Raw genomic sequence first — 19,292 nt, forward strand, 5'->3', positions numbered from 1 at the left:
CGGTCACTGCTTGCGGAGCTTTTGCTCCGGCAGCCACAGAAGCTCTTCGAAACTCTTGATATACACGTCGCAGAATGAACGCATCTGCCGCTCATCCTGGGCAAAAAAGCTGTCATACACGCCAACCACCCGCATTTTTGCGGCACGGGCTCCCCGGCAGGCGGCGACGCTGTCATCGAACACGGTGCAGTCCTCCGGCCGCTCACCGGCATCTGCCGCCGCCAGCTGCCAGATGTCCGCCTGCTTTTTTTCCAGACCCAGCTGCTGGGCGAAGGTGATGCGGTCAAAGTATTTTTCCAGATCCAGACGGCGCAGGGCGGTGTGGCAATGCTCCGGCACGCAGCTGGTGACAATGGACAGTTTCCGCCCCTCGGCCCGGCACTGCTTCAAGTAGGCCCGGACGCCGGGCTTCAGCTCCACATGGGAATAGGCGTCCTTGGCCATGTCCATCCACTCGGAGATGATGTCCTCGCAGGACTCCTCCAAATGGCAGAACTCTTTCGTGAACTTCGCCGCCAGGGGGAGTATGGTATGCGCCACTCCTTCATAGTAGGCGTGGGTGTAGGGCAGGCCCCGCTTGGCCAGGAATTTCCGGTCTACCTCTTTCCAAACGCCGTTGGAGTCGATAAGAGTCCCATCCAGGTCAAAGAAAAACATGCTCATGTGTCAGCCTCCTTTTCCAGCCAGAAACGCCAGGGGAAATCCCTGGCCTCCTGGGCGTAGTCCACGCCGATGCGGGGCCCGGCGCAGATGCGCTCTCCCACCGGCGGGGGGCAGGGAAGGCCGGCGTCCGCGGGCGTGTCGCAGACATACAGGGTATCGCCCTCCACCAGGTCCAGCCGGTTTTCCCGGGTGGTGAGGTCCAGGGCCATGCACAGCTTGCCCGGCCCATCAAGAAAATGCTTTTTCCGGTAGGGGGTAACGGGCTTGTCCCCGTACCGCAAGCGCCACATGGTGTCCGTTCCGGCCAGGGGCTCGCCGCCCCGGATGAGGACGGCGGCAGGCTCGCCCTCCGGCTCCGCCACGAAGTTCAGACAGTGGTACATCCCGTAAATGAAGTAGATATAGGCGTGGCCCGGCGCCAGAAAGAGGGTGGAGGTCCGCTCTGTTTTCCGGTAGTTGTAGGCGTGGCAGGCCTTGTCGCACCGGCCAATGTAGGCCTCCGTCTCCGTGATGCGGCAGGCCAGCGTCTCACTGTTCCGGACCCGGACCAGGCATTTGCCCAGCAGGGCCCGGGCTGTTTCCACAGTGTCTCCGTTGTAAAAATCACGGGAAAGCCTTGCCATTTTGTCACCCCGATGTTAAAATACAAATTCGCTGTGACGAAAAGTATACCATGAAACAGCAGATGGAGCAAGAGATATGAAAGTCAACCGTATTCGTCAAAATGTATTCCCCGTTCTGGCGGCTTTTATCTGGGGCACCGCTTTTGTGGCCCAGAGTGTGGGCGCCGATTATGTGGAGCCTTTCACCTTCAATGCCGCCCGGTCCGGCATCGCGTTTTTGTTTTTGCTGGTGCTGTGCGCTGTGCTGCGAAAGCGCCAGGAGCGGGACTTTGCCGGGGAGGCTAAGGCGGCCCCTGGCTCCCGCCGGGACCTGGCCGTCGGCGGTATCTGCTGCGGCACGGCGCTGACAGTGGCCAGCTTCCTCCAGCAAAAAGGACTGGAGACCACCACCTCCGGCAAGGCGGGATTTATTACGGCGCTGTATATCGTGATCGTGCCCATTGCCGGCATCTTTTTGAAAAAAATGCCTCCCAAGACCATTTGGCTCAGCGTGGTCCTGGCGGTGGCGGGACTGTACTGCCTGTGCATCAACGAGGATTTTTCCATCACCATGGGCGACTTTTACATTCTCCTGTGCGCCTTCTGCTTCACGGCCCACATTCTGGTTATTGACCACTTTACCCAGAAGGTGGACGGCGTGGAGCTGTCCTGCGTGCAGTTTTTGGTGGTGACGGTTTTGTCCTCCGCCGGCATGCTCGCCGCGGAGAGTCCGTCTTTCGCGGCGCTGCAAGCCTGCGCCTTTCCCATTTTGTATGTGGGCATTTTCTCCAGCGGCGTGGCGTACACCCTGCAGATCCTGGCACAGAAGGATTCAGACCCCACGGTGGTGTCGCTGCTTTTGAGCCTGGAGTCCGTATTCGCGACGTTGGCGGGGGCGGTGATCCTACACGACCAGATGAGCCTAAAAGAGTACTTTGGCTGCCTGCTCATGCTGGCGGCGGTGATCCTGGCCCAGCTGCCGGAACCAAAATCCGGCAGGAAAAAAGCCGTATCATCCAACTGAAATTCACGAAAACGTCCTCACGGTATGCCGTGGGGGCGTTTCTCGTTCTCACCGGATTTTTTATTGGACAAAGGGTCGACCTTATGGTATACTTTTAAACTGTATGAGTATGTAACGAGGTGATTCTATGCGTATCGACGTTCTTGGCGTCGGTTTCGATAACTTGACTATGGAGGAGGCCGTGGCGGAGGGGCTACGGCTGGTAAACAGTCCCGGCTGCCACTATGTGGTCACGCCCAATCCGGAGATCGTGGAGGTCTGCCGGGAAAATCTGGCGGCGAAGATCGCGGTCAACGAAGCGGACCTGGTCCTGCCGGACGGCATCGGCGTCGTAAAGGGTGCCGCCATGCTGGGTACGCCGCTGAAGGAAAAGACCCCCGGCATCGAATTTGCCGCCGGGCTGATGGAGGGCATGGCCAGAGAGGGCAAGTCCCTGTTTTTACTGGGAGCGAAACCCGGCGTGGCGGAGATGGCCGCCCGCAACCTGGCGGGGAAGTATCCCGGACTGGTCATTGCAGGCACGCATGACGGATACTTCAAGGAAGATGCTCCCGTGGTGGAGGAGATCCGCCTCAGCGGCGCGGATGTGGTATTCGTGTGTCTGGGCGCGCCCAAGCAGGAGCTGTGGATGAAAAAGCACGGTCCGGAGACCGGCGCCCATCTGCTGTGCGGATTGGGCGGCAGTCTGGATGTGTTTGCCGGCGTGGTGGAACGGGCGCCCAAGTTCTGGTCCGACCACGGGCTGGAGTGGTTCTACCGCCTGTGCAAGGAGCCCCGGCGCATTGGCCGCATGATGAAGCTGCCGCTGTTTTTGGTGCATGTCAAGCAGGAGAAGCGGAAAAAATGAAAGGGAAACTCATTGTATTCGAGGGGACGGACGGCTCCGGAAAGGCCACCCAGTCCCGCCTGCTGTGCCAGCATCTGACCCGGGAGGGCATTCCCTTTAAAAACATCGATTTTCCCCGGTACGGCCAGCCCTCCGCCGTGATGGTCCAGGAATATCTAAACGGCAATCTGGGGAAGAACCCCGGCGACGTGAACGCCTATGCCGCCTCGCTGTTTTTTTCCATGGACCGCTATGCCTCCTATAAGCAGGACTGGGGCGGTTTCTATGAAGCGGGAGGCCTCATTGTGGCGGACCGCTACACCACCTCCAACGCTGTTCACCAGGCGTCCAAACTGCCGGAGGGAGAGCGGCAGGAGTATCTGGACTGGCTTTTCGGGCTGGAATATGGCCGTCTGGGCCTGCCGGAGCCGGACTTGGTCCTCTACCTGGACATGCCCACGGAGATCACAGAGCGCATGATGCGCGGCCGCGAGCAGGCCACCGGCACCCACGCGGACATCCATGAACAGGACGAGGCCTATTTGAAAAGCTGCCGGGCCAACGCCCGGGAGGTGGTCCGCCGATGCGGCTGGACGGTGGTCCGCTGTTCCGCAGGGGATGCCCCCAGGACAGTGGAGGATATCCATCAAGAGGTCTGGGGCATCGTGAAAACGCTCCTGTAAGGCCTGTCCCGAAAAAGCAGTGCGAAAAGGGACGCCTGGCGCCCCTTTTCACAGGAAAGGTCAGCAGCAATTGGAGCCGCAGTTGTCATTGCAGTTGTCTCTGCAATTGCAGCCGCCCCAGTTGCCGCCCCAGGACCCGCCGCAGCAGCACACCAGCAGGATGATGATCAGAATGATCCACAGGCAGGAACAGTCATTGTTTCCGTTGTTGAAGCACATGATTTTGTCACCTCGCTTTGAGACATTCTATGCATGGCAGGCTTTTTAGGAGCTTGACCATTATAAATTTTGCGTCCATCGCAGAAAACCGGAGAAAGAGCTAGCCTTTTCCGGCCAGCAGGCCGGAGAGGAAGAGTATGGAGGTTCATATGGCTGATTATAAAAGGGGAGATACCGCCAGCTGGGATACGGAGCAGGTGCGCCGGAGCCAGAGCGAACAGCGCACCCCTGCCCATCGTCCCCGCAAGCGGAAAAAGCGCCGCTTTAATATTCTGGTGTATCTTTTGTTCGTTCTGGTCACTTCCGCTATTCTGGCAGGTGTGGGTTGGCTGCTGATCAACGACCTGTGCGCATTCAACAAGGAGGATATCACCGCCACTATTGAAGTAACGGCGGATGACACTGTCAGCACCATCGCGGACAAGCTGGAGGATGCCGGACTGATCCAGTACAAGTGGTTTTTCAAGCTGTTTGCCTCCGTGGCGGACGCCAAGGATAAAATCGGCACCGGAACATACGAGCTGAACACGGATATGGATTACCGTGCCTTGATCGTCGGCATGCACAACTCCTCTGGAAACTTGAACTCGGACACTGTCCGCATCACCATCCCGGAGGGCTATACGGTTTCCCAGATCATCCATCTGATGGCGGAAAAGGGTGTCAATACGGAGGAAAACCTTCTGGAGGCCGCCAAAACCGCTTCTTTCAGCTACGAGTATATCAATAACAATTCCGAGGACATCAGCCGTTTGGAGGGGTATCTCTTCCCGGATACCTATGACTTTTACTTGAACGAGAAGCCTGCCAACGCCCTCAACCGGCTTATCAAGAACTTTGACAGCAAGCTGGATGACGATTTGCTGGCCCAGGCGGAGGCCCGGGGCTATGATCTCAAGAAGATCATTACCATTGCCTCCCTTATCGAAAAGGAGACGGATGGTACTGACCAGGCGAAGATCGCCTCTGTTATCTATAACCGTCTGGAGGGCTCTGGGGACAAGGGCGGCACTTACGGTCTGCTGCAGATCGACGCCGCGCTGCTGTATGCCCTGCCTGACCATGAGGGTCCTATTACCAACGCCGACAAGCAGACGGATTCCAAGTACAATCTCTATAAGTATGCCGGCCTGCCTCCCACGCCCATTGCCAATCCCGGCCTTGCGGCCATTGAAGCGGCGCTGGAGCCCGACACTACCGACTATTACTATTACGCCCTTGGCAAGGATGGAAAGCACCACTTCTCCAAGACCCTGCAGGAGCATAATGAGTTCCTAAACAGTGGTAATTATGCGGGATAAGAGAAGGAAGCCGGAGCTGCTGGCTCCGGCGGGAGACATGGAGCGTCTGAAAATGGCGGTGCTGTACGGCGCCGACGCGGTGTATCTGGCAGGCACGGATTTCGGTATGCGGGCCTTTGCCGGCAATTTCACACCGGAGGAACTGCCGCAGGCGGTGGACTTTGCCCACCGCCACGGCGTCCGCGTCCACTGCACCATCAACACCATGCCCCGCAACGATGAGATCGCCCGCCTGCCGGAGCATCTGGAGCGGTTGAACGACGCCGGGGTGGACGCCCTCATTGTGGCGGACCTGGGCGCCTTTACCCTGGCGGGGAAGTATGCCCCCCGGTGCCAGCGGCACATCTCCACCCAAGCCAGCATCAGTAATTACGAGACTGCCCGGGCCTGGTATGACCTGGGTGCCTCCCGGGTCATTCTTGCCCGGGAGGTGGGATTGGAGGAGATCCGCACCATCCGGGCCAAGACTCCTCCGGAGCTGGAGATCGAAGCCTTTGTTCACGGCGCCATGTGCGTCAGCTATTCGGGCCGGTGCTTGCTCTCCAACTACATGACGGGGCGGGATTCCAGCAGGGGAGCCTGTGCCCAGCCCTGCCGTTATCAGTACGCCCTCGTGGAGGAAAAGCGCCCCGGGGAGTATTTTCCCATTGAGGAGGATGCCAGGGGAACATACATTCTCAACTCCCGGGACATGTGCATGATCGACCATCTGGATGACTTGATGGACGCGGGTCTGGACAGCTTGAAGATCGAGGGCCGCGCCAAATCCGCCTATTACGCCGCCGTTGTCACCGGCGCATACCGCCATTGCCTGGACGACGCGGCGGCGGGAAGACCCGCGGACCCCATCTGGCGGGACGAGGTGGAGCATGTGAGCCACCGCCCCTATTCCACGGGCTTTTACTATGGCCCACCGGGGCAGTACTATGCAAATTCCCGGTACATCAGAGAGTGGCAAGTGGTTGCGCTTGTCACTGATTGCGATGAGTTAGGCAATGCCACGCTGTCGCTTCGGAATAAATTCCGAACCGGAGACACCGTGGAGCTGGTGGGTCCCGACCTGCGCCCCTTCGCCATGGCCGTTCCCGAAATGACGGACGGGGAGGGGATGGTTTTGGATGAGCCCCGCACCCCGCAGATGACCTTTCATATGAAATTGCCGCGCCCGGTGCCGTCTTTCACGTTGGTACGCCACGCGGTGGAACTATCAGCCAAATGAGGAGAAAGAGGAAATTATGAACGCAGATGTTGTCATCGTCGGCGCCGGCCCCGCCGGTATTTTCACCGCCCTGGAGATGATCAAAAAGGGCAGCCGCCAGAAGATCGTTATGGTGGAAAAGGGACAGCCAGTGGAAAAACGCCACTGCCCCAAGGACAAGACCCGCAAGTGTGTCAATTGCAAGCCCTATTGTCACATCACCACCGGCTTTTCCGGTGCCGGTGCTTTCTCCGACGGCAAGCTGTCCCTCAGCTATGAGGTGGGCGGCGATCTGCCTACCCTCATCGGCGCGGACCTGGCCCAGGAGACCATCAACTACGCCGACCAGATCTATTTGGAGTTCGGCGCAGACACCCACATTGAAGGCCTGGAGCACGAGGAAGAGCGGAAGGAGATCCGCAAGCGTGCCATCCAGGCGGGCTTGAAGCTGGTGGACTGCCCCATTCGCCACATGGGCACAGAAAAGGCCCAGGCCATTTATCTGGCTATCGAGAAGTACCTCCAGGAGAACGGCGTGGAGATGTACTTCGGCTATGAGTGCAGCAATCTGATCCTGGAGAATGATGTTTGCAAAGGCGTTTCCGTCTCCAACGGCAAGACCGACCTGGAGATCTACGCCAAGCACACCGTGGTTGCCACTGGCCGCCGGGGTGCCGACTGGCTGGAAAAGCTCTGCGCTGAGCATAACATCGCCCATGCTCCCGGTACGGTGGACATCGGCGTCCGGGTGGAGGTCCGCAACGAGGTCATGGAGATGGTGAACCGGGTGCTGTACGAGTCCAAGCTGGTGGGCTATCCCCGGCCCTTCAAGAACAAGGTCCGCACCTTCTGCCAGAATCCCGGCGGCTTCGTCAGCCAGGAGAACTACGACAACAACCTGGCGGTGGTCAACGGCCACTCCTATAAGGACCTCAAGAGCGACAACACGAACCTCTCCATCCTGTGCTCCCACAACTTCTCCGTGCCCTTCAACCAGCCCATCGCCTATGCCCAGAAGGTGGGCGAGCTGACCAATATGCTGGCCAACGGTCAGATTCTGGTCCAGCGGTTCGGTGACATTTTGGACGGCAAGCGCACCTGGCAAAAGGAGCTGGCACAGTCCAATATCCGGCCCACGCTGCCGGACGCCGTGGCCGGCGACATCACTGCCGCCATGCCTTACCGGGCCATGACCAACATCATCAACTTTATCCAGGCTATGGATTACGTTGTGCCGGGCTTTGCCGCCTATGAGACGCTGCTGTATTCTCCCGAGCTGAAGTTCTATTCCAACCGGGTGAAGATGGACACCGACTTCAACACCAGCCTCCAGGGCCTCCACTGCCTGGGTGACAGCTCCGGCTGGACCCGGGGCTTGATGATGGCCTCCGTCATGGGCACCCTCATGGGCCGCAAGATCGCCGAAGAGGGCTGAGCCAAGGGAATACAAAACCGCTGGGACCTCCCAGCGGTTTTTCCTTGCGGCACAAGCGGTGCAGTCTGGACGTCACCTAGCAGTCTGTCAGCAAGCTGCTTTAAATAGAAAAACAGCGCTGGGAGCGAGCTCCCGGCGCTGTTTTTATTTGCCTAAAACCTCCCGCCGCACGTAGTCAAACGCCGCGTCCTCGCCCTCGTCCTTCAGCGTCAGCAAAATACGTTCCAGCAGTGCCTCTGTGTTGGGGTGAAGCAGCAATCGCCGCTGCTTGCCCCGGAGGAAGAACTTATACGGGTCGCCGGGGTCGAAATCCTTGCCACGGTAGACCTTACTGGCAGCCAGACGGTCGCAGAACATCTCCGCCACATACTTCTTCGGCATTTCCACACCGGAAATGCCGGAACCGTCTGTGCTGTAATCCGTCCAGTATTCGAAATGATGGCGGTTACGGCCCTTATGGTGCATCCAAGAGGCACTGTATCCATGCTGCTTTCGCTGCGCATCGTTGGGACTGTGGTCACCTTGAAAATACTTGACACCAGCCCAGAACTCCACGGGAGAATACTTGGACAAATCATGCGTCAGTCCCTGCCAGTACAATCCCAACCGGAAACAGTATTTCCGCACCAGCGCCCGATGGCGGTGGACAGTTTTCAAATGAGCCCAGAAATGCAAGGACGTCACCTCGAAACTCAAAATTCTGTGGTTTAGTATAGCATACGATTTTCAAAATGACGAGGGAAATTTTTCGCATGGAACACGGCCTAGAGGCAAGACTATGAAAGAGGTGGTTGGATTGCACTGCGGGATGTTTCTCTGCCCCAACAGGTGGACGGATCGGCTGCCGCCAGAGACGCTGCGGCCCGACAGGGAGGAAGCGGTGGGGCGTTTTTGGGACCTGCTGGCTCTGACACCGGAGGGCTGCGCGCATTTGACAGGATGCTGCCCCCGGTGCCGGGTACTGCTGCTGCCGGGGAATTGCCGGATGATGGGAATGGCGGACACCGTGATCACCTATGGCCTTTCCAGCCGTGACAGTTTAACGCTTTCCAGTCTGGAGGAGCCTGTGCTCTGCATCCAGCGGACACTTCCGCGGCCGGGCGGCGCCGCCATCGAGCCCCAGGAGATCCCACTTCCTCCGCTTCCGGAGCCGGCGGAACAACTGCTGCCGCTGCTGGGGCTATGGCTGTTGCAGATGCCACTGACATAAATCTTGCTTCCGTGATAAGCTCTTAAAAAAGGAGGGAGAATGCCGATGACATGGGTCACTTGGGTTTTACTGGCACTGGTATTGGGTGGTACAGCTTTTGCTTGGTATAAGGTCAACAATCACAAAAGCGGCGTGGTCTCCTGCTGCGGCTGCGGCCAGTGTGTCCGCACCGGAGAGTGTGTCATGGTAAAAGGGAGAAAACGGGCTAAAAAAGAGGGAGACCCTTCTTGACAAATCCCATAAACGGGATATAATATCCCTGTTCGACAAGAAAAATGCTATGACAAAGCCAGCTTTGCGAAACCGGCCGGAGCGAGAGGGGAGACGGTGAAAGCCCCTTGCCCACGCCGCAAGGCAGCCACTTTGGAGCGGTCTGCGACGAGCGGAACGGTTCATCCCCGTTACCGGATGGCTAAGATGCCCCTGCGAAGGGGATAATTAGGGTGGTACCGTGAAGCAAGCCTTCGCCCCTAAATGAGGGGGCGGAGGCTTTTTGATTGCCCTAACACCGGAAAAATGACAAGTAAAAAAATAAATTTTAGGAGGAAACAACATTATGGCACATCCCTATCACGGGCTGAACGAACTCCGGGAGATGTTCCTCAGCTACTTTGAGAGCAAGGGCCACCTGCGCCTGCCCAGCTTTTCTTTGATCCCTCCCGCCAACGACAAGTCCCTGCTGCTGATCAACTCCGGCATGGCTCCCATGAAAACCTGGTTCACCCGGGAGGAGGAGCCGCCCCGCAACCGCGTTACCACCTGCCAAAAGTGCATCCGCACCGGCGACATTGAGAACATCGGCAAGACCGACCGCCACGGCACCTATTTCGAGATGTTGGGCAACTTCTCCTTCGGCGACTATTTCAAGAAGGAAGCCATTCCTTTCTGCTGGGAATTTTTGACCGAGGTAGTTGGCCTGGAGAAGGACCGCCTGTATCCCTCCATCTATCTGGACGATGACGAGGCTTTTGAAATTTGGAATAAGGACATCGGCATTCCCGCCGAGCGCATTTTCCGCTTCGGCAAGGAGGACAACTTCTGGGAGCACGGCGCCGGCCCCTGCGGCCCCTGCTCCGAGGTGTACTATGACCGCGGCGTCGAGCACGGCTGCGGCAAGCCCGGCTGCACCGTGGGCTGCGACTGTGACCGCTACATTGAGGTGTGGAACAACGTGTTCTCCCAGTTCGTCAACGACGGTGAAAACCACTACACCGAGATGAAGAACAAGAACATCGACACCGGCATGGGCCTGGAGCGTCTGGCCTGCGTGTGCCAGAACGTAAACTCCCTGTTCGATGTGGACACCGTTATGAACATCACCAATAAGGTCAGCGAGATCACCGGCGCCCACTACGGCGATAGCCACAAGACCGATGTGTCCCTGCGCGTCATCACCGACCACATCCGCTCCTCCACCATGATGATCTGCGACGGTATCCTGCCCTCCAACGAGGGCCGTGGCTATGTTCTGCGCCGCCTGCTGCGCCGGGCTGCCCGCCACGGCAAGCTCTTGGGCGTGGAGAAGCCCTTCCTGTACGAGGTAGTGGACACCGTCGTGCATGAAAACGAGTGCGCCTATCCCGACCTGCGGGAGAAGCAGACCTATATCACCAAGGTCATCCGCACCGAGGAGGAGAACTTCGCCAAGACCATTGACGGCGGCATGAAGATCTTCGCTGACCTGCTGGCGGCCCACAAGGCCAAGGGTGAGACGGAGTTCTCCGGTGCCGATGCCTTCAAGCTGTACGACACCTACGGCTTCCCCATCGACTTGACGGCGGAGATGGTGGCGGATGAGGGCATGACCCTGGACCGCGCCGGCTTCGACAAGGAGATGGAGGAGCAGCGTGTCCGCGCCCGGAAGGCCCGGGAGGCGCTGGGCGACCTGGGCTGGGCCGGCATTGAGTTCGGCTCTGAGATGCCCGCCACCGAGTTTGTGGGCTATGACCGTACCGAGGCCCAGGGTAAGGTCCTGGCCATCGTGGCGGAGGAAGAGCTCCGGGACGGCGTTGTGGCCGGCGCAGACGCGATTTTGGTGTTGGACCAGACGCCTTTCTACGCCGAGATGGGCGGCCAGGTGGCCGACCAGGGCGTCATTACCTGCGGCGACGCCAAGTTCCAGGTGACCAACGTCCAGAAGAACAAGGGCGGCAAGTTCATGCACTACGGCAAAGTGGTCTCCGGTGCATTCCAGGTGGGCGACACCGTCACCGCTTCCATTGATGTGGACCGCCGCAAGGCCATCATGCGCGCCCACAGCGCCACGCATCTGCTGGATGCCGCGCTGAAGAAAGTCCTGGGCGATCATGTGCACCAGGCTGGTTCCCTTGTGGAGCCGGACCGTCTGCGCTTTGACTTCACCCATTTTGAGGCCATTACCCCCGACCAGCTCAGCGAGATCGACCGCATGGTGAACGATGCCATCCTGGAGGGCTATCCCGTGGTGACAGAGGTCCTGCCCATTGAGGAGGCCAAGAAGAAGGGCGCCGTGGCCATCTTCGGCGAAAAGTACGGCGAGACCGTTCGCGTGGTGGAGATGGGAGACTTCTCCATGGAATTCTGCGGCGGCACCCATCTGGACAACACCGCCAAGGCCGGTATGTTCCGCATCAAGTCCGAGGGCTCCGTGGCCTCCGGTGTGCGCCGCATTGAAGCGACTGTCGGCAAGCTGACCCAAGAGACCATCAACCGCAACCAGCAGGTGCTCTTCCATGCGGCTCAGATGCTGAAAACCAACCCCGGCGAGCTGGAGGGCAAGATCGACCAGCAGCTCAATGAGATGAAGGAGATGCGCCACACGCTGGAGAAGTTCCAGGCGGAGGCCTCTCTGGGTGAGGCCCGTCAGTTCCTGATGAGTGCCAAGGAAGTGGGCGGCTTGAAGGTCTTGACTGCCACCCGAAATGGAATGGACGCCAACGGCCTGCGGCAGATGGGCGACTTCCTGCGGGACAAAGAGCCCACTGTGGTTGGCGTGTTGGCTTCTGTCAGCGGCGAGAAGATCACGTTCCTGGCTGTCTGTGGTAAGGAAGCTGTCGCCAAGGGCATCAAGGCCGGCGAGCTGGTAAAGAATGTGTGCGCCATCTGCGGCGGCAAGGGCGGCGGCAAGCCCGACAGCGCCATGGGCGGCGGCAGCGACCTTCTGAAGCTGGATGACGCCCTGGCCTCTGTGGACGATTTCGTGGCTGCCAAGCTGGGCTGATATGCGGCCTGCCGTGCGGGACTGCATCCTGTTTGTATTGATCGGAACACTCTGCCTGGCGCTGTCTGTTATGAATGGACAGCGCCAGGCAGAGCCTGCCATACCGGAGTCGGCAGCGAGGTCAGCAGAGGTGAATTTGACCAGGCATTGCAGAAAGATACTCTGGAAAAACGGTGGAGCCGAGCGGCTTGGAGCCCACTTTCATAAGGGTGTGTTTCCGCTATTCTATCTGAACCCACGGAGGAGGAAGGCCAATGCTTCCAAAGGACCCATATATTCTGCTAAGCTTTGTCAACACAAAGCTCCGGGACGAATTTGACACGCTGGAGGACCTGTGTGCCGCTTTCGACGTGGAGCCGCAGGCTGTTTCCAACACGCTGGAAGGCCTTGACTATCGGTACGATCCGGCGTATCATCAGTTTATCTGAAACAAAGGAGGGTATCCAAATGTCTGACTGTCTGTTCTGTAAGATCATTGCCGGCGACATCCCCAGCAGCAAGGTATATGAGGATGACGTCTGCTACGCCTTCAACGATATTGCACCGCAAGCGCCCACCCATTTCCTGGTGATCCCCAAGGCCCACATCGGTTCCGTGTCCGAGGTGGACAGCGGCAACAGTGCCGTGGTGGCCCACATTTTTGAGGTCATCGCCAAGCTGGCCAAGGAAAAGGGGCTGGAGAGCTACCGTGTGGTATCTAATATCGGTGAGCAGGCTGGACAGAGCGTGTTCCACCTGCACTTCCATGTGCTGTCCGGCCGGGACATGACGTGGCCTCCGGGCTGAGCTCGTCGCAAAGTCCGCGAAACTCCGTTTCCGCCTACGGCGAAAACTGCGCCTGCTCCCTTGCTCCTCGCTTTCCGCCGGCAAACGCTTCGCTGGTTTACCGGCGGAGGAGACGGGGGAATAGCTGTCGCAAAGTCCGCGAAACTCCGTTTCCGCCTACGGCGAAAACTGCGCCTGCTCCCTTGCTCCCCGCTTTCCGCCGGCAAACGCTTCGCTGGTTTACCGGCGGAGGAGACGGGGGAATAGCTGTCGCAAAGTCCGCGAAACTCCGTTTCCGCCTACGGCGAAAACTGCGCCTGCTCCCTTGCTCCTCGATTTCCGCCGGTAAACGCTTCGCTGGTTTGCCTCGGAGGATAAGAAAGCTGAAAAAGGCAACAGCAGGCCGTCCACCGAATGGTGGACGGCCTGCTGTTGCCTGTCCGCTATTATACCTCCACCATGGCAGAGGGATGCTTTTTATAGGTCGCAAGGCTCACGGCTACCAGCAGTACGCCGCAGGTGATGGCGCCGGGAACCGTGGCGCCCAAGCCAAAGGGCTGCCCCGCCAGCTTCCATCCCACAGTTACCGCAAAGCCGCCCACCATACCGGCGATGATGCCGGCGGAGGTGGCCTTTTTCCAATACAGTGCAGCCAGCGCGGGCAGGCCTGCCGCTGCTGCGTAGAAGGCCCATGCGAACATGAGTACGTCATAGGCGCTCTTGATATACAGGGCGATGGCCAGCGCTCCCAGAGCCAGCAGGGCGGAGGCAATACGGGAGATCAGCAGCTCGGTTTTCTGGGACATTTGAGGCGCCACAGTCTTTCCCAGGTCGTCCACGATGGTTTGGACGGAGACCAGCAGATAGCTGTCGGCGGTGCTCATCATGACGGACAGGATACCGGACAGGGCCAGGCCCGTGACACCCGCCGGCAGGATCTTGATGGCAAGGGCCGGGATAACGGCATCGGCAGTGCCGTATTCCGCCACCACATCCGGCAGGATCTGCTGGGCGGCAAGCCCCATCAAAAACAGTAAGGCAATGGTGCAGGCGTAGACGGCAGTACCCCAGAACATCCCCTGTCTTGCGGACTTCCGGTCTTTGGCGGCGAAAGCCCGCTGCCACATCTCGGCGCCCGCCATGGTGAATACCAGATAAGTGACGATGTCCCCCAGGATCTGGCCATCCAGGTAAGGCGTAACATACTTGGGGTCCACATTGGCGGCGAAGCTGGAAAATCCTCCCAGGTGGTGCAGGCTGGAGATGGGAAGGAGCAGATACACGAAAATAATGAGCATGAAAAACTGCACCACATCGGTGTATACCACGCCGAACAGACCCGAGGCGGCGGTATAGAGAATGAAGATGACGGTGGCGATGAGGGCGCCCATCTCATAGCCGATGCCCACCTGGCCTCCCAGCAGTTTGATGATGGTAGCGGTGGCGGTGACCTGCGCGGCCACAGTGCCCATCATGGCAAAGGCCACCATGGCAGAGAGAATGCATTTGGCCACGGGACCGAACCGATAGGCGAACAGGCCGGGGATAGATTCGATGTTGTACTTTTCGCCCACCCGCTGGATACGTCCGGCATAGCCAGAGAAAATGAACATGCCCAGCATGTAGGGAATGGCGGTGGCAATGGCCTTGAAGCCGGTGGTGTAAGCGATGCCGGCCCGGCCCATCATGGCGCTGCCGCCGATGATGGTGGCGCAGACAGTTGCCGCCAGCACCACGGGCCCTAAAGTCCGGCCGGCTACGTAGTAGTCATCTGTGCCCTTGATGCGCCGGACGAACCAGATACCAACGCCCAGCATCACCAAAAGGTATGTTCCGATCACCAGCAGGTCCAGGGTCGTTACTTCCATCATAAAATCATCGTCCTTTCCCAGTCAGATTCCCCGTATCCGCCCTAAAATAAAGCAATGCCGTCCGTTTTTCACGGACGGCGGAAATGAGGGGAGGTGTGGTGGCTGCATCACATCTTCCACGTTTCGTTATTTTATCCAATTAATCCGGGCGGATTAGGAGTAAATTTGTATATATTATAGCATACAAATGGCGTTATGTCAAATGGTGTTTTGACAGGAATAAAAGAGCGGCACCGGAATGGTGCCGCTCTTGAAAAGGACCCTTGAATTTACGCAGCCGTCTGGCTGAGATCGATCTCCTGGAAATCGGAGAAGTTCGGGAAAGTGACCTTCACGTTTTTGCCCGTGGCGTTCACAGTCATGGTCATGTCATAGTCATAATCCGCAGCCATGGAATAGGACTGTCCATCCTCCATGGGGACATCCATCTTCACGGAAGCGGTAAAGGTCATATCCACCTTCTTCATGTTGCCCTTGCTGTCCACAGTGTAGGTAGCGGTCATCTTGCCAAGGCGCATATCCATACTGCCGACATCCTGGCCCATCATACCCAGAACATTTTCGACCAGGCTGTTTACACCCTCGCCGATAACAATGGTGTATTCCGTATTGCCGCCGGAGGCCTTCTTGGCGGTGACAGACTCCAGCATGGCAAGGCCGCTGGCGCTCATGGCGTCCACGTTCACAGTGCCCAGGCCCTCGACGGCAGCCAGCTGGTCCTCCACGGAGTATTTCAGCTTCATGGCTTCGCCGTTCATCTCAGTGGATAGGTAGACCCAGCCGTCCTTCATCCATATATCCATATCCACGCTCTCGCCTTGAGAGACAGTCTTCATGGTATAGGCCATCTGGACGCTGTCGTCCTCCGCCACGATCATCTTCAAATTGCCCCGCATAGTGGAGGGGACCTGCATGGTCTCACCCTCGGCGGTGATGGTCATATCCATCTGCATGTCCACGTCCACATCCATAGCGTTGGCGTCCACGGTGTTCATGGCGGCGCTCATGGCCCGATAGGCATCGATCTTCTCCGTCATGGGCTTGGCGGACTCGGCGTCCACAGCACCGGATTTCACCAGGCTGTCCAGCAGGTAGGTGCTGCCGTCCTTCAAGTCAGTAGCCAGACCCTGGTAGGTAAGGGCAGCCAGGTCGTCCCGCAGGAAGTCGCCGGCGAACATGGTGGGGTCATAGAACCCCTTCTGCTGAGCAAATTCCAATGTGTCGGCATACTGGAAATCCACACCGTCCTCATAGCCCAGGGCCCGCAGCAAAAACGCGCAGTACATCTTAGCGCTGCACGGTCCGGCGGAGCCGAAGGTGGTGGCGGTGGCGCCCTTGGTGATGCCCTTGTTGTACAGCCAGGCCACGTAAGGGGAGGTAAAGTCACTGACGTCGGTGAAGGGATGGCTGATCTGGCCGGCGTCATAAGCAGCCTTTGCCTCTTCCTCGGCGCCGTACAGCCGCACCAGCATGATGGCGGCCTCGGAGCGCTTGGGTGCCCGGTCCAGTTCGAAGCCGCTGGCGGTGCCCCGGAACATGCCGATGGCGGAGAGGTCCTGCGCCGCATCGTCATAATCCGATGCGGAGGCGGTCACGCATAGGGCGGCCGTCAGCAGCAGAGCTGTGAAAAACACAGTCAGAAAACGCTTCATAATATAGCTCCTTTCCAAAATGACGGAAAACTTCGTTTATGTTATTGTAGTCCTTGTGCAGGTCGCCGTCAAGGAAAGAGTTTCATTGCTTTTTTCTTTTGCCAATTGTATAATTGAAGCCAAATGGGTGAAAAACCTCAAGGAGATGCTACCGCTTGGTAGCATCTCCTTGAGGTGAGAGTATGTATTTTCGGCGGTTGGAAGATTTACGGGAAGACCATGACAAAAGCCAAATCGAAATTGCTGCGTATCTGAACATGAACCGCAATGTCTATTGGCGTTATGAAAAAGGCATCCGGGAGATTCCCGCTTGGGCTGTTTTGAAGCTGGCTGACTATTACCATGTCAGCACGGATTATCTTCTGGGCCGTACCGACGACCCAACGCCGCCCAGCGGCAAATGAGACGTCTCGCGGTATTTTCCTATTTCTTTGCAGCAGGCATTTTCCTGGCTCAATACCTGCTGCCGCCCGGCTGGCTGCTTGCCTGTGGGGCGGCAGCTCTTGTGCTGGCCTGGAGTTCTTTGCTGCTGCCGGAAAAATGGCGCGGCAGGGTATTACTGGCAGGGATAGGACTGTCGCTGGCTTTCGGCTATGACTGGCTGTACCTCCGTCAAGTCCAGCGGCCCATGGAGGCCTTGGCGGAAACAGAGCAGCACTTGACTATGACCGTGGTGGACAATGCTGTCCCATCGGATTACAACGGCAGGGTCACCGTAAAGGCGGCGGGATTGCCGGGACGGCTGGTCTATTACGGCGGTGAAGAACTGCTGGATGCGGTGCCCGGGCAGACTATTTCCGCGAATGTGTACCTCAAAAGTGCTGCCCGCATCCGGGAGGACGATGTAACAACCTTCACCTCCCGGGGCGTGTTCCTGCTGGCCTACGGCAGGGGAGAGGCTGAACGCAAAGACAGCACCCGGGAAAGCCCCTGCTGGTGGCCTGCCCGCCTGGGCCGGGCTATGAGGAAACAGATCGGCACGCTCTTTTCCGGAGATACGTCGTCGTTCCTCGCCGCCATGCTCACCGGGGACAAATCCGGCCTTTCGGAGCCGGTATCCATTGCCATGACCCAAGCGGGCATTTATCATATCTTGGCGGTATCCGGCATGCACTGCATGTTTCTGCTCTCCGCCGTAACGGCTCTGGCAGGGCGGCACCGCCGCCGGCTGGTGGCAGGCTGTACGCTGCCATTGCTTTTGTTTTACGCGCTTTTGACCGGGTGCAGCCCCTCCGTGGTGCGGGCCGCCGTAATGCTGAGCTTTTACGTAGCGGCGCCGCTGTTCCGGCGGGACAGCGACGGTCCCACAGCCCTGGGCGCTGCGCTGCTGCTGATTCTGGTGCAGAATCCCTTTGCCATCGCTTCTGTCAGCCTGCAGCTGTCCTTTGCCGCTATGGCGGGCATCCTAATGGTGACGCCACGCTTGAAAAAGATGTTGTCCGGGAAGAAAAGGCATGGGAAGCTATTTCACTTTACTGTATCAAATTTTTCGGCGTCCATTGGCGCTCTTGTGTTCACCATCCCCCTTTCGGCATACGATTTCAACACGTTGTCCCTGGTTGCGCCCCTCAGCAATCTTCTGTGCCTGTGGGCGGCCGGCGCTGCGTTCCTCTGGGGAATGGCTTCGGTGCTGGTGAGTTTCCTGTGGATGCCGCTCGGTGCGCTTTTAGGGCTGGCGCCCCGCCTTCTGATCTGGTATATTCTTCGTGTGGCGGAATTCATGGCCAGCCTGCCCCGCCACGCGGTCTATTTTTCCGGGCCATACCTGCGCCTGTGGCTGTCCTTTGCATATGTTCTTTTCGCGCTGGCCTGCCTTTGGCGTCCACGGCGCCGTACCATCGCCCTGGCGGCCCTTTTGGCATCGGTGGGGCTGTGTGCCTCGGTCCTGGCGGAAGAAGCGTATTACAGCCGCGGCAGGCTCCAAGTACTGGCCTTGGATGTGGGGCAAGGGCAAAGCATCCTCCTTGCTTCCGGCGGAAAAGGGGCTTTGGTGGACTGCGGCGGCTCCTCTTGGTGCGGTCCCGGCCAAACGGCGGCGGACCAGCTTTTGACCATGGGCTGCAGCCACCTGGAGTATCTGGTGCTGACCCATTATGACCGGGACCACGTAAGCGGTGTCACCGCCCTCTTGGAGCGGATTCCGGTAAAGACGCTGCTTGTGCCTGAAACAGAGGACCCCGGGGAGGCAGGCAGCGCCATCTTGACTGCCGCAAGGGCACACGGCACAGCGGTACAGGATATCCGGGAAGAAACCATTCTTCCTTTTGGGGAAGCTGTCCTCACCGTCTATCCGCCTTTGGGTACGGCAGGGGACAACGAGCAGGGCCTTGCGGCGCTGTGCACCGCCGGAGACTTTGACATGCTTATCACCGGCGATATGAACGCCGCCACGGAGCGGCTGCTTCTGGAGCGGTATGACCTGCCGGACACGGAAGTGCTGGCGGCGGGCCACCATGGCTCCAAATACTCTACATCAAACGAACTGTTGGAGACCTTGACGCCGGATACGGCCATCATCAGCGTGGGCTCCAACAGCTACGGCCATCCGGCGGATGAGACCCTGCGGCGCCTTTCGGAGCATGGCGCGGCTGTTTTCCGCACGGACAAGCAGGGCACCATCCATCTCACAGTGAATTGAGGGAAC

At 58.6% G+C, this 19,292-nt stretch carries 18 protein-coding genes and 1 pseudogene; 13 read left to right on the top strand and 6 right to left on the bottom strand.

Translation table 11 applies throughout. The annotated features are described in order from the left end of the window. Window positions 1-3 precede the first annotated feature (3 nt). Window positions 4-663, bottom strand: coding sequence for an HAD family hydrolase (locus ACTQ4R_RS00800; RefSeq protein ID WP_441624900.1), 660 nt, complete (start codon window positions 661-663; stop codon window positions 4-6). Next, complete coding sequence (locus ACTQ4R_RS00805) at window positions 660-1,286, bottom strand: DNA-3-methyladenine glycosylase (protein WP_441624902.1); 627 nt, start codon at window positions 1,284-1,286, stop codon at window positions 660-662. The genes ACTQ4R_RS00800 and ACTQ4R_RS00805 overlap by 4 nt, the downstream gene beginning before the upstream one ends. A 76-nt stretch (window positions 1,287-1,362) precedes the next feature. On the opposite strand from ACTQ4R_RS00805, the gene ACTQ4R_RS00810 reads away from it, so the two are divergent. The 4 genes and pseudogenes from ACTQ4R_RS00810 to ACTQ4R_RS00825 form a co-directional block, all read left to right on the top strand. Further along, window positions 1,363-2,289 carry a DMT family transporter gene (locus ACTQ4R_RS00810; RefSeq protein ID WP_441624904.1) on the top strand — a complete coding sequence of 309 codons (927 nt, stop codon included), beginning with the start codon at window positions 1,363-1,365 and terminating at the stop codon, window positions 2,287-2,289. A gap of 127 nt (window positions 2,290-2,416) precedes the next feature. After that, window positions 2,417-3,136, top strand: a complete 720-nt coding sequence (locus ACTQ4R_RS00815) for a WecB/TagA/CpsF family glycosyltransferase (RefSeq protein WP_441624906.1) — start codon at window positions 2,417-2,419, stop codon at window positions 3,134-3,136. Continuing rightward, the gene (locus tag ACTQ4R_RS00820) at window positions 3,133-3,798 is read left to right on the top strand and encodes a dTMP kinase (RefSeq protein ID WP_441624908.1); all 666 of its coding nucleotides are present in this window, start codon (window positions 3,133-3,135) and stop codon (window positions 3,796-3,798) included. Before ACTQ4R_RS00815 ends, ACTQ4R_RS00820 begins: the two co-directional genes overlap by 4 nt. Window positions 3,799-3,801: 3 nt before the next feature. Continuing rightward, window positions 3,802-3,909 (top strand): annotated as a pseudogene (locus ACTQ4R_RS00825) (hypothetical protein); the annotation flags it as partial. Here the strand turns inward: ACTQ4R_RS00825 and ACTQ4R_RS00830 are convergent. Then, window positions 3,859-4,017 (bottom strand): hypothetical protein, encoded by a 159-nt coding sequence (locus tag ACTQ4R_RS00830; protein ID WP_441624910.1) that lies wholly within the window; start codon window positions 4,015-4,017, stop codon window positions 3,859-3,861. The pseudogene ACTQ4R_RS00825 and the gene ACTQ4R_RS00830 sit on opposite strands and share 51 nt — an antisense overlap. 149 nt (window positions 4,018-4,166) lie before the next feature. Here ACTQ4R_RS00830 and mltG point away from each other — a divergent pair, with 149 nt between their 5' ends. Genes mltG through ACTQ4R_RS00845 form a run of 3 tightly spaced genes read left to right on the top strand, consistent with a single transcriptional unit; the run spans window position 4,167 to window position 7,951 of the window. Then, complete coding sequence (gene mltG / locus ACTQ4R_RS00835; RefSeq protein ID WP_441624912.1) at window positions 4,167-5,318, top strand: endolytic transglycosylase MltG; 1,152 nt, start codon at window positions 4,167-4,169, stop codon at window positions 5,316-5,318. Next, a complete protein-coding gene (locus ACTQ4R_RS00840; protein ID WP_441624914.1) occupies window positions 5,308-6,537 on the top strand; it encodes a peptidase U32 family protein in 1,230 nt (409 codons plus the stop codon). The genes mltG and ACTQ4R_RS00840 overlap by 11 nt, the downstream gene beginning before the upstream one ends. Window positions 6,538-6,553: 16 nt before the next feature. Then, a complete protein-coding gene (locus ACTQ4R_RS00845) occupies window positions 6,554-7,951 on the top strand; it encodes an NAD(P)/FAD-dependent oxidoreductase (protein ID WP_441624916.1) in 1,398 nt (465 codons plus the stop codon). A gap of 144 nt (window positions 7,952-8,095) precedes the next feature. On the opposite strand, the gene ACTQ4R_RS00850 is transcribed toward ACTQ4R_RS00845, so the two are convergent. Next, the gene (locus ACTQ4R_RS00850) at window positions 8,096-8,635 is read right to left on the bottom strand and encodes a DUF5662 family protein (protein ID WP_441625982.1); all 540 of its coding nucleotides are present in this window, start codon (window positions 8,633-8,635) and stop codon (window positions 8,096-8,098) included. Between the two features lie 94 nt (window positions 8,636-8,729). Between ACTQ4R_RS00850 and ACTQ4R_RS00855 the strand changes: the two genes are divergently transcribed. The 4 genes from ACTQ4R_RS00855 (at window position 8,730) to ACTQ4R_RS00870 (ending at window position 13,146) form a co-directional block, all read left to right on the top strand. Next, complete coding sequence (locus ACTQ4R_RS00855; protein ID WP_441624918.1) at window positions 8,730-9,161, top strand: hypothetical protein; 432 nt, start codon at window positions 8,730-8,732, stop codon at window positions 9,159-9,161. Window positions 9,162-9,717: 556 nt separating this feature from the next. Continuing rightward, the gene (gene alaS / locus ACTQ4R_RS00860; protein ID WP_441624920.1) at window positions 9,718-12,360 is read left to right on the top strand and encodes an alanine--tRNA ligase; all 2,643 of its coding nucleotides are present in this window, start codon (window positions 9,718-9,720) and stop codon (window positions 12,358-12,360) included. Between the two features lie 254 nt (window positions 12,361-12,614). Continuing rightward, entirely contained in the window at window positions 12,615-12,788 is a 174-nt protein-coding gene (locus ACTQ4R_RS00865; protein ID WP_441624922.1) for a DUF4250 domain-containing protein, read from the top strand. Window positions 12,789-12,807: 19 nt separating this feature from the next. Then, window positions 12,808-13,146: a histidine triad nucleotide-binding protein gene (locus ACTQ4R_RS00870; RefSeq protein ID WP_441624924.1), complete on the top strand. Its 339-nt coding sequence runs from the start codon at window positions 12,808-12,810 to the stop codon at window positions 13,144-13,146. A gap of 425 nt (window positions 13,147-13,571) precedes the next feature. On the opposite strand, the gene ACTQ4R_RS00875 is transcribed toward ACTQ4R_RS00870, so the two are convergent. Next, window positions 13,572-14,996, bottom strand: coding sequence for a sodium:solute symporter family protein (locus ACTQ4R_RS00875; protein ID WP_441624926.1), 1,425 nt, complete (start codon window positions 14,994-14,996; stop codon window positions 13,572-13,574). A 269-nt stretch (window positions 14,997-15,265) separates the two neighbouring features. Beyond that, window positions 15,266-16,648 (bottom strand): S-layer homology domain-containing protein, encoded by a 1,383-nt coding sequence (locus ACTQ4R_RS00880; RefSeq protein ID WP_441624928.1) that lies wholly within the window; start codon window positions 16,646-16,648, stop codon window positions 15,266-15,268. Between the two features lie 182 nt (window positions 16,649-16,830). Between ACTQ4R_RS00880 and ACTQ4R_RS00885 the strand changes: the two genes are divergently transcribed. Then, window positions 16,831-17,052, top strand: coding sequence for a helix-turn-helix domain-containing protein (locus tag ACTQ4R_RS00885; protein ID WP_441624930.1), 222 nt, complete (start codon window positions 16,831-16,833; stop codon window positions 17,050-17,052). Then, a complete protein-coding gene (locus ACTQ4R_RS00890) occupies window positions 17,049-19,286 on the top strand; it encodes a DNA internalization-related competence protein ComEC/Rec2 (protein WP_441624932.1) in 2,238 nt (745 codons plus the stop codon). The genes ACTQ4R_RS00885 and ACTQ4R_RS00890 overlap by 4 nt, the downstream gene beginning before the upstream one ends. Window positions 19,287-19,292 lie beyond the last annotated feature (6 nt).

Origin of the sequence: Dysosmobacter sp. Sow4_B12 (genome assembly GCF_052116665.1) — a bacterium.
Taxonomy (GTDB): domain Bacteria; phylum Bacillota; class Clostridia; order Oscillospirales; family Oscillospiraceae; genus Oscillibacter.

What these genes read in the sequence shown, in the direction of transcription:
- ACTQ4R_RS00800 (WP_441624900.1), bottom strand. Translation starts at nt 663, where the DNA reads ATGAGCATGTTTTTCTTTGACCTGGATGGGACTCTTATCGACTCCAAC.
- ACTQ4R_RS00805 (WP_441624902.1), bottom strand. Translation starts at nt 1,286, where the DNA reads ATGGCAAGGCTTTCCCGTGATTTTTACAACGGAGACACTGTGGAAACA.
- ACTQ4R_RS00810 (WP_441624904.1), top strand. Translation starts at nt 1,363, where the DNA reads ATGAAAGTCAACCGTATTCGTCAAAATGTATTCCCCGTTCTGGCGGCT.
- ACTQ4R_RS00815 (WP_441624906.1), top strand. Translation starts at nt 2,417, where the DNA reads ATGCGTATCGACGTTCTTGGCGTCGGTTTCGATAACTTGACTATGGAG.
- ACTQ4R_RS00820 (WP_441624908.1), top strand. Translation starts at nt 3,133, where the DNA reads ATGAAAGGGAAACTCATTGTATTCGAGGGGACGGACGGCTCCGGAAAG.
- ACTQ4R_RS00830 (WP_441624910.1), bottom strand. Translation starts at nt 4,017, where the DNA reads ATGTGCTTCAACAACGGAAACAATGACTGTTCCTGCCTGTGGATCATT.
- mltG (WP_441624912.1), top strand. Translation starts at nt 4,167, where the DNA reads ATGGCTGATTATAAAAGGGGAGATACCGCCAGCTGGGATACGGAGCAG.
- ACTQ4R_RS00840 (WP_441624914.1), top strand. Translation starts at nt 5,308, where the DNA reads ATGCGGGATAAGAGAAGGAAGCCGGAGCTGCTGGCTCCGGCGGGAGAC.
- ACTQ4R_RS00845 (WP_441624916.1), top strand. Translation starts at nt 6,554, where the DNA reads ATGAACGCAGATGTTGTCATCGTCGGCGCCGGCCCCGCCGGTATTTTC.
- ACTQ4R_RS00855 (WP_441624918.1), top strand. Translation starts at nt 8,730, where the DNA reads ATGAAAGAGGTGGTTGGATTGCACTGCGGGATGTTTCTCTGCCCCAAC.
- alaS (WP_441624920.1), top strand. Translation starts at nt 9,718, where the DNA reads ATGGCACATCCCTATCACGGGCTGAACGAACTCCGGGAGATGTTCCTC.
- ACTQ4R_RS00865 (WP_441624922.1), top strand. Translation starts at nt 12,615, where the DNA reads ATGCTTCCAAAGGACCCATATATTCTGCTAAGCTTTGTCAACACAAAG.
- ACTQ4R_RS00870 (WP_441624924.1), top strand. Translation starts at nt 12,808, where the DNA reads ATGTCTGACTGTCTGTTCTGTAAGATCATTGCCGGCGACATCCCCAGC.
- ACTQ4R_RS00875 (WP_441624926.1), bottom strand. Translation starts at nt 14,996, where the DNA reads ATGATGGAAGTAACGACCCTGGACCTGCTGGTGATCGGAACATACCTT.
- ACTQ4R_RS00880 (WP_441624928.1), bottom strand. Translation starts at nt 16,648, where the DNA reads ATGAAGCGTTTTCTGACTGTGTTTTTCACAGCTCTGCTGCTGACGGCC.
- ACTQ4R_RS00885 (WP_441624930.1), top strand. Translation starts at nt 16,831, where the DNA reads ATGTATTTTCGGCGGTTGGAAGATTTACGGGAAGACCATGACAAAAGC.
- ACTQ4R_RS00890 (WP_441624932.1), top strand. Translation starts at nt 17,049, where the DNA reads ATGAGACGTCTCGCGGTATTTTCCTATTTCTTTGCAGCAGGCATTTTC.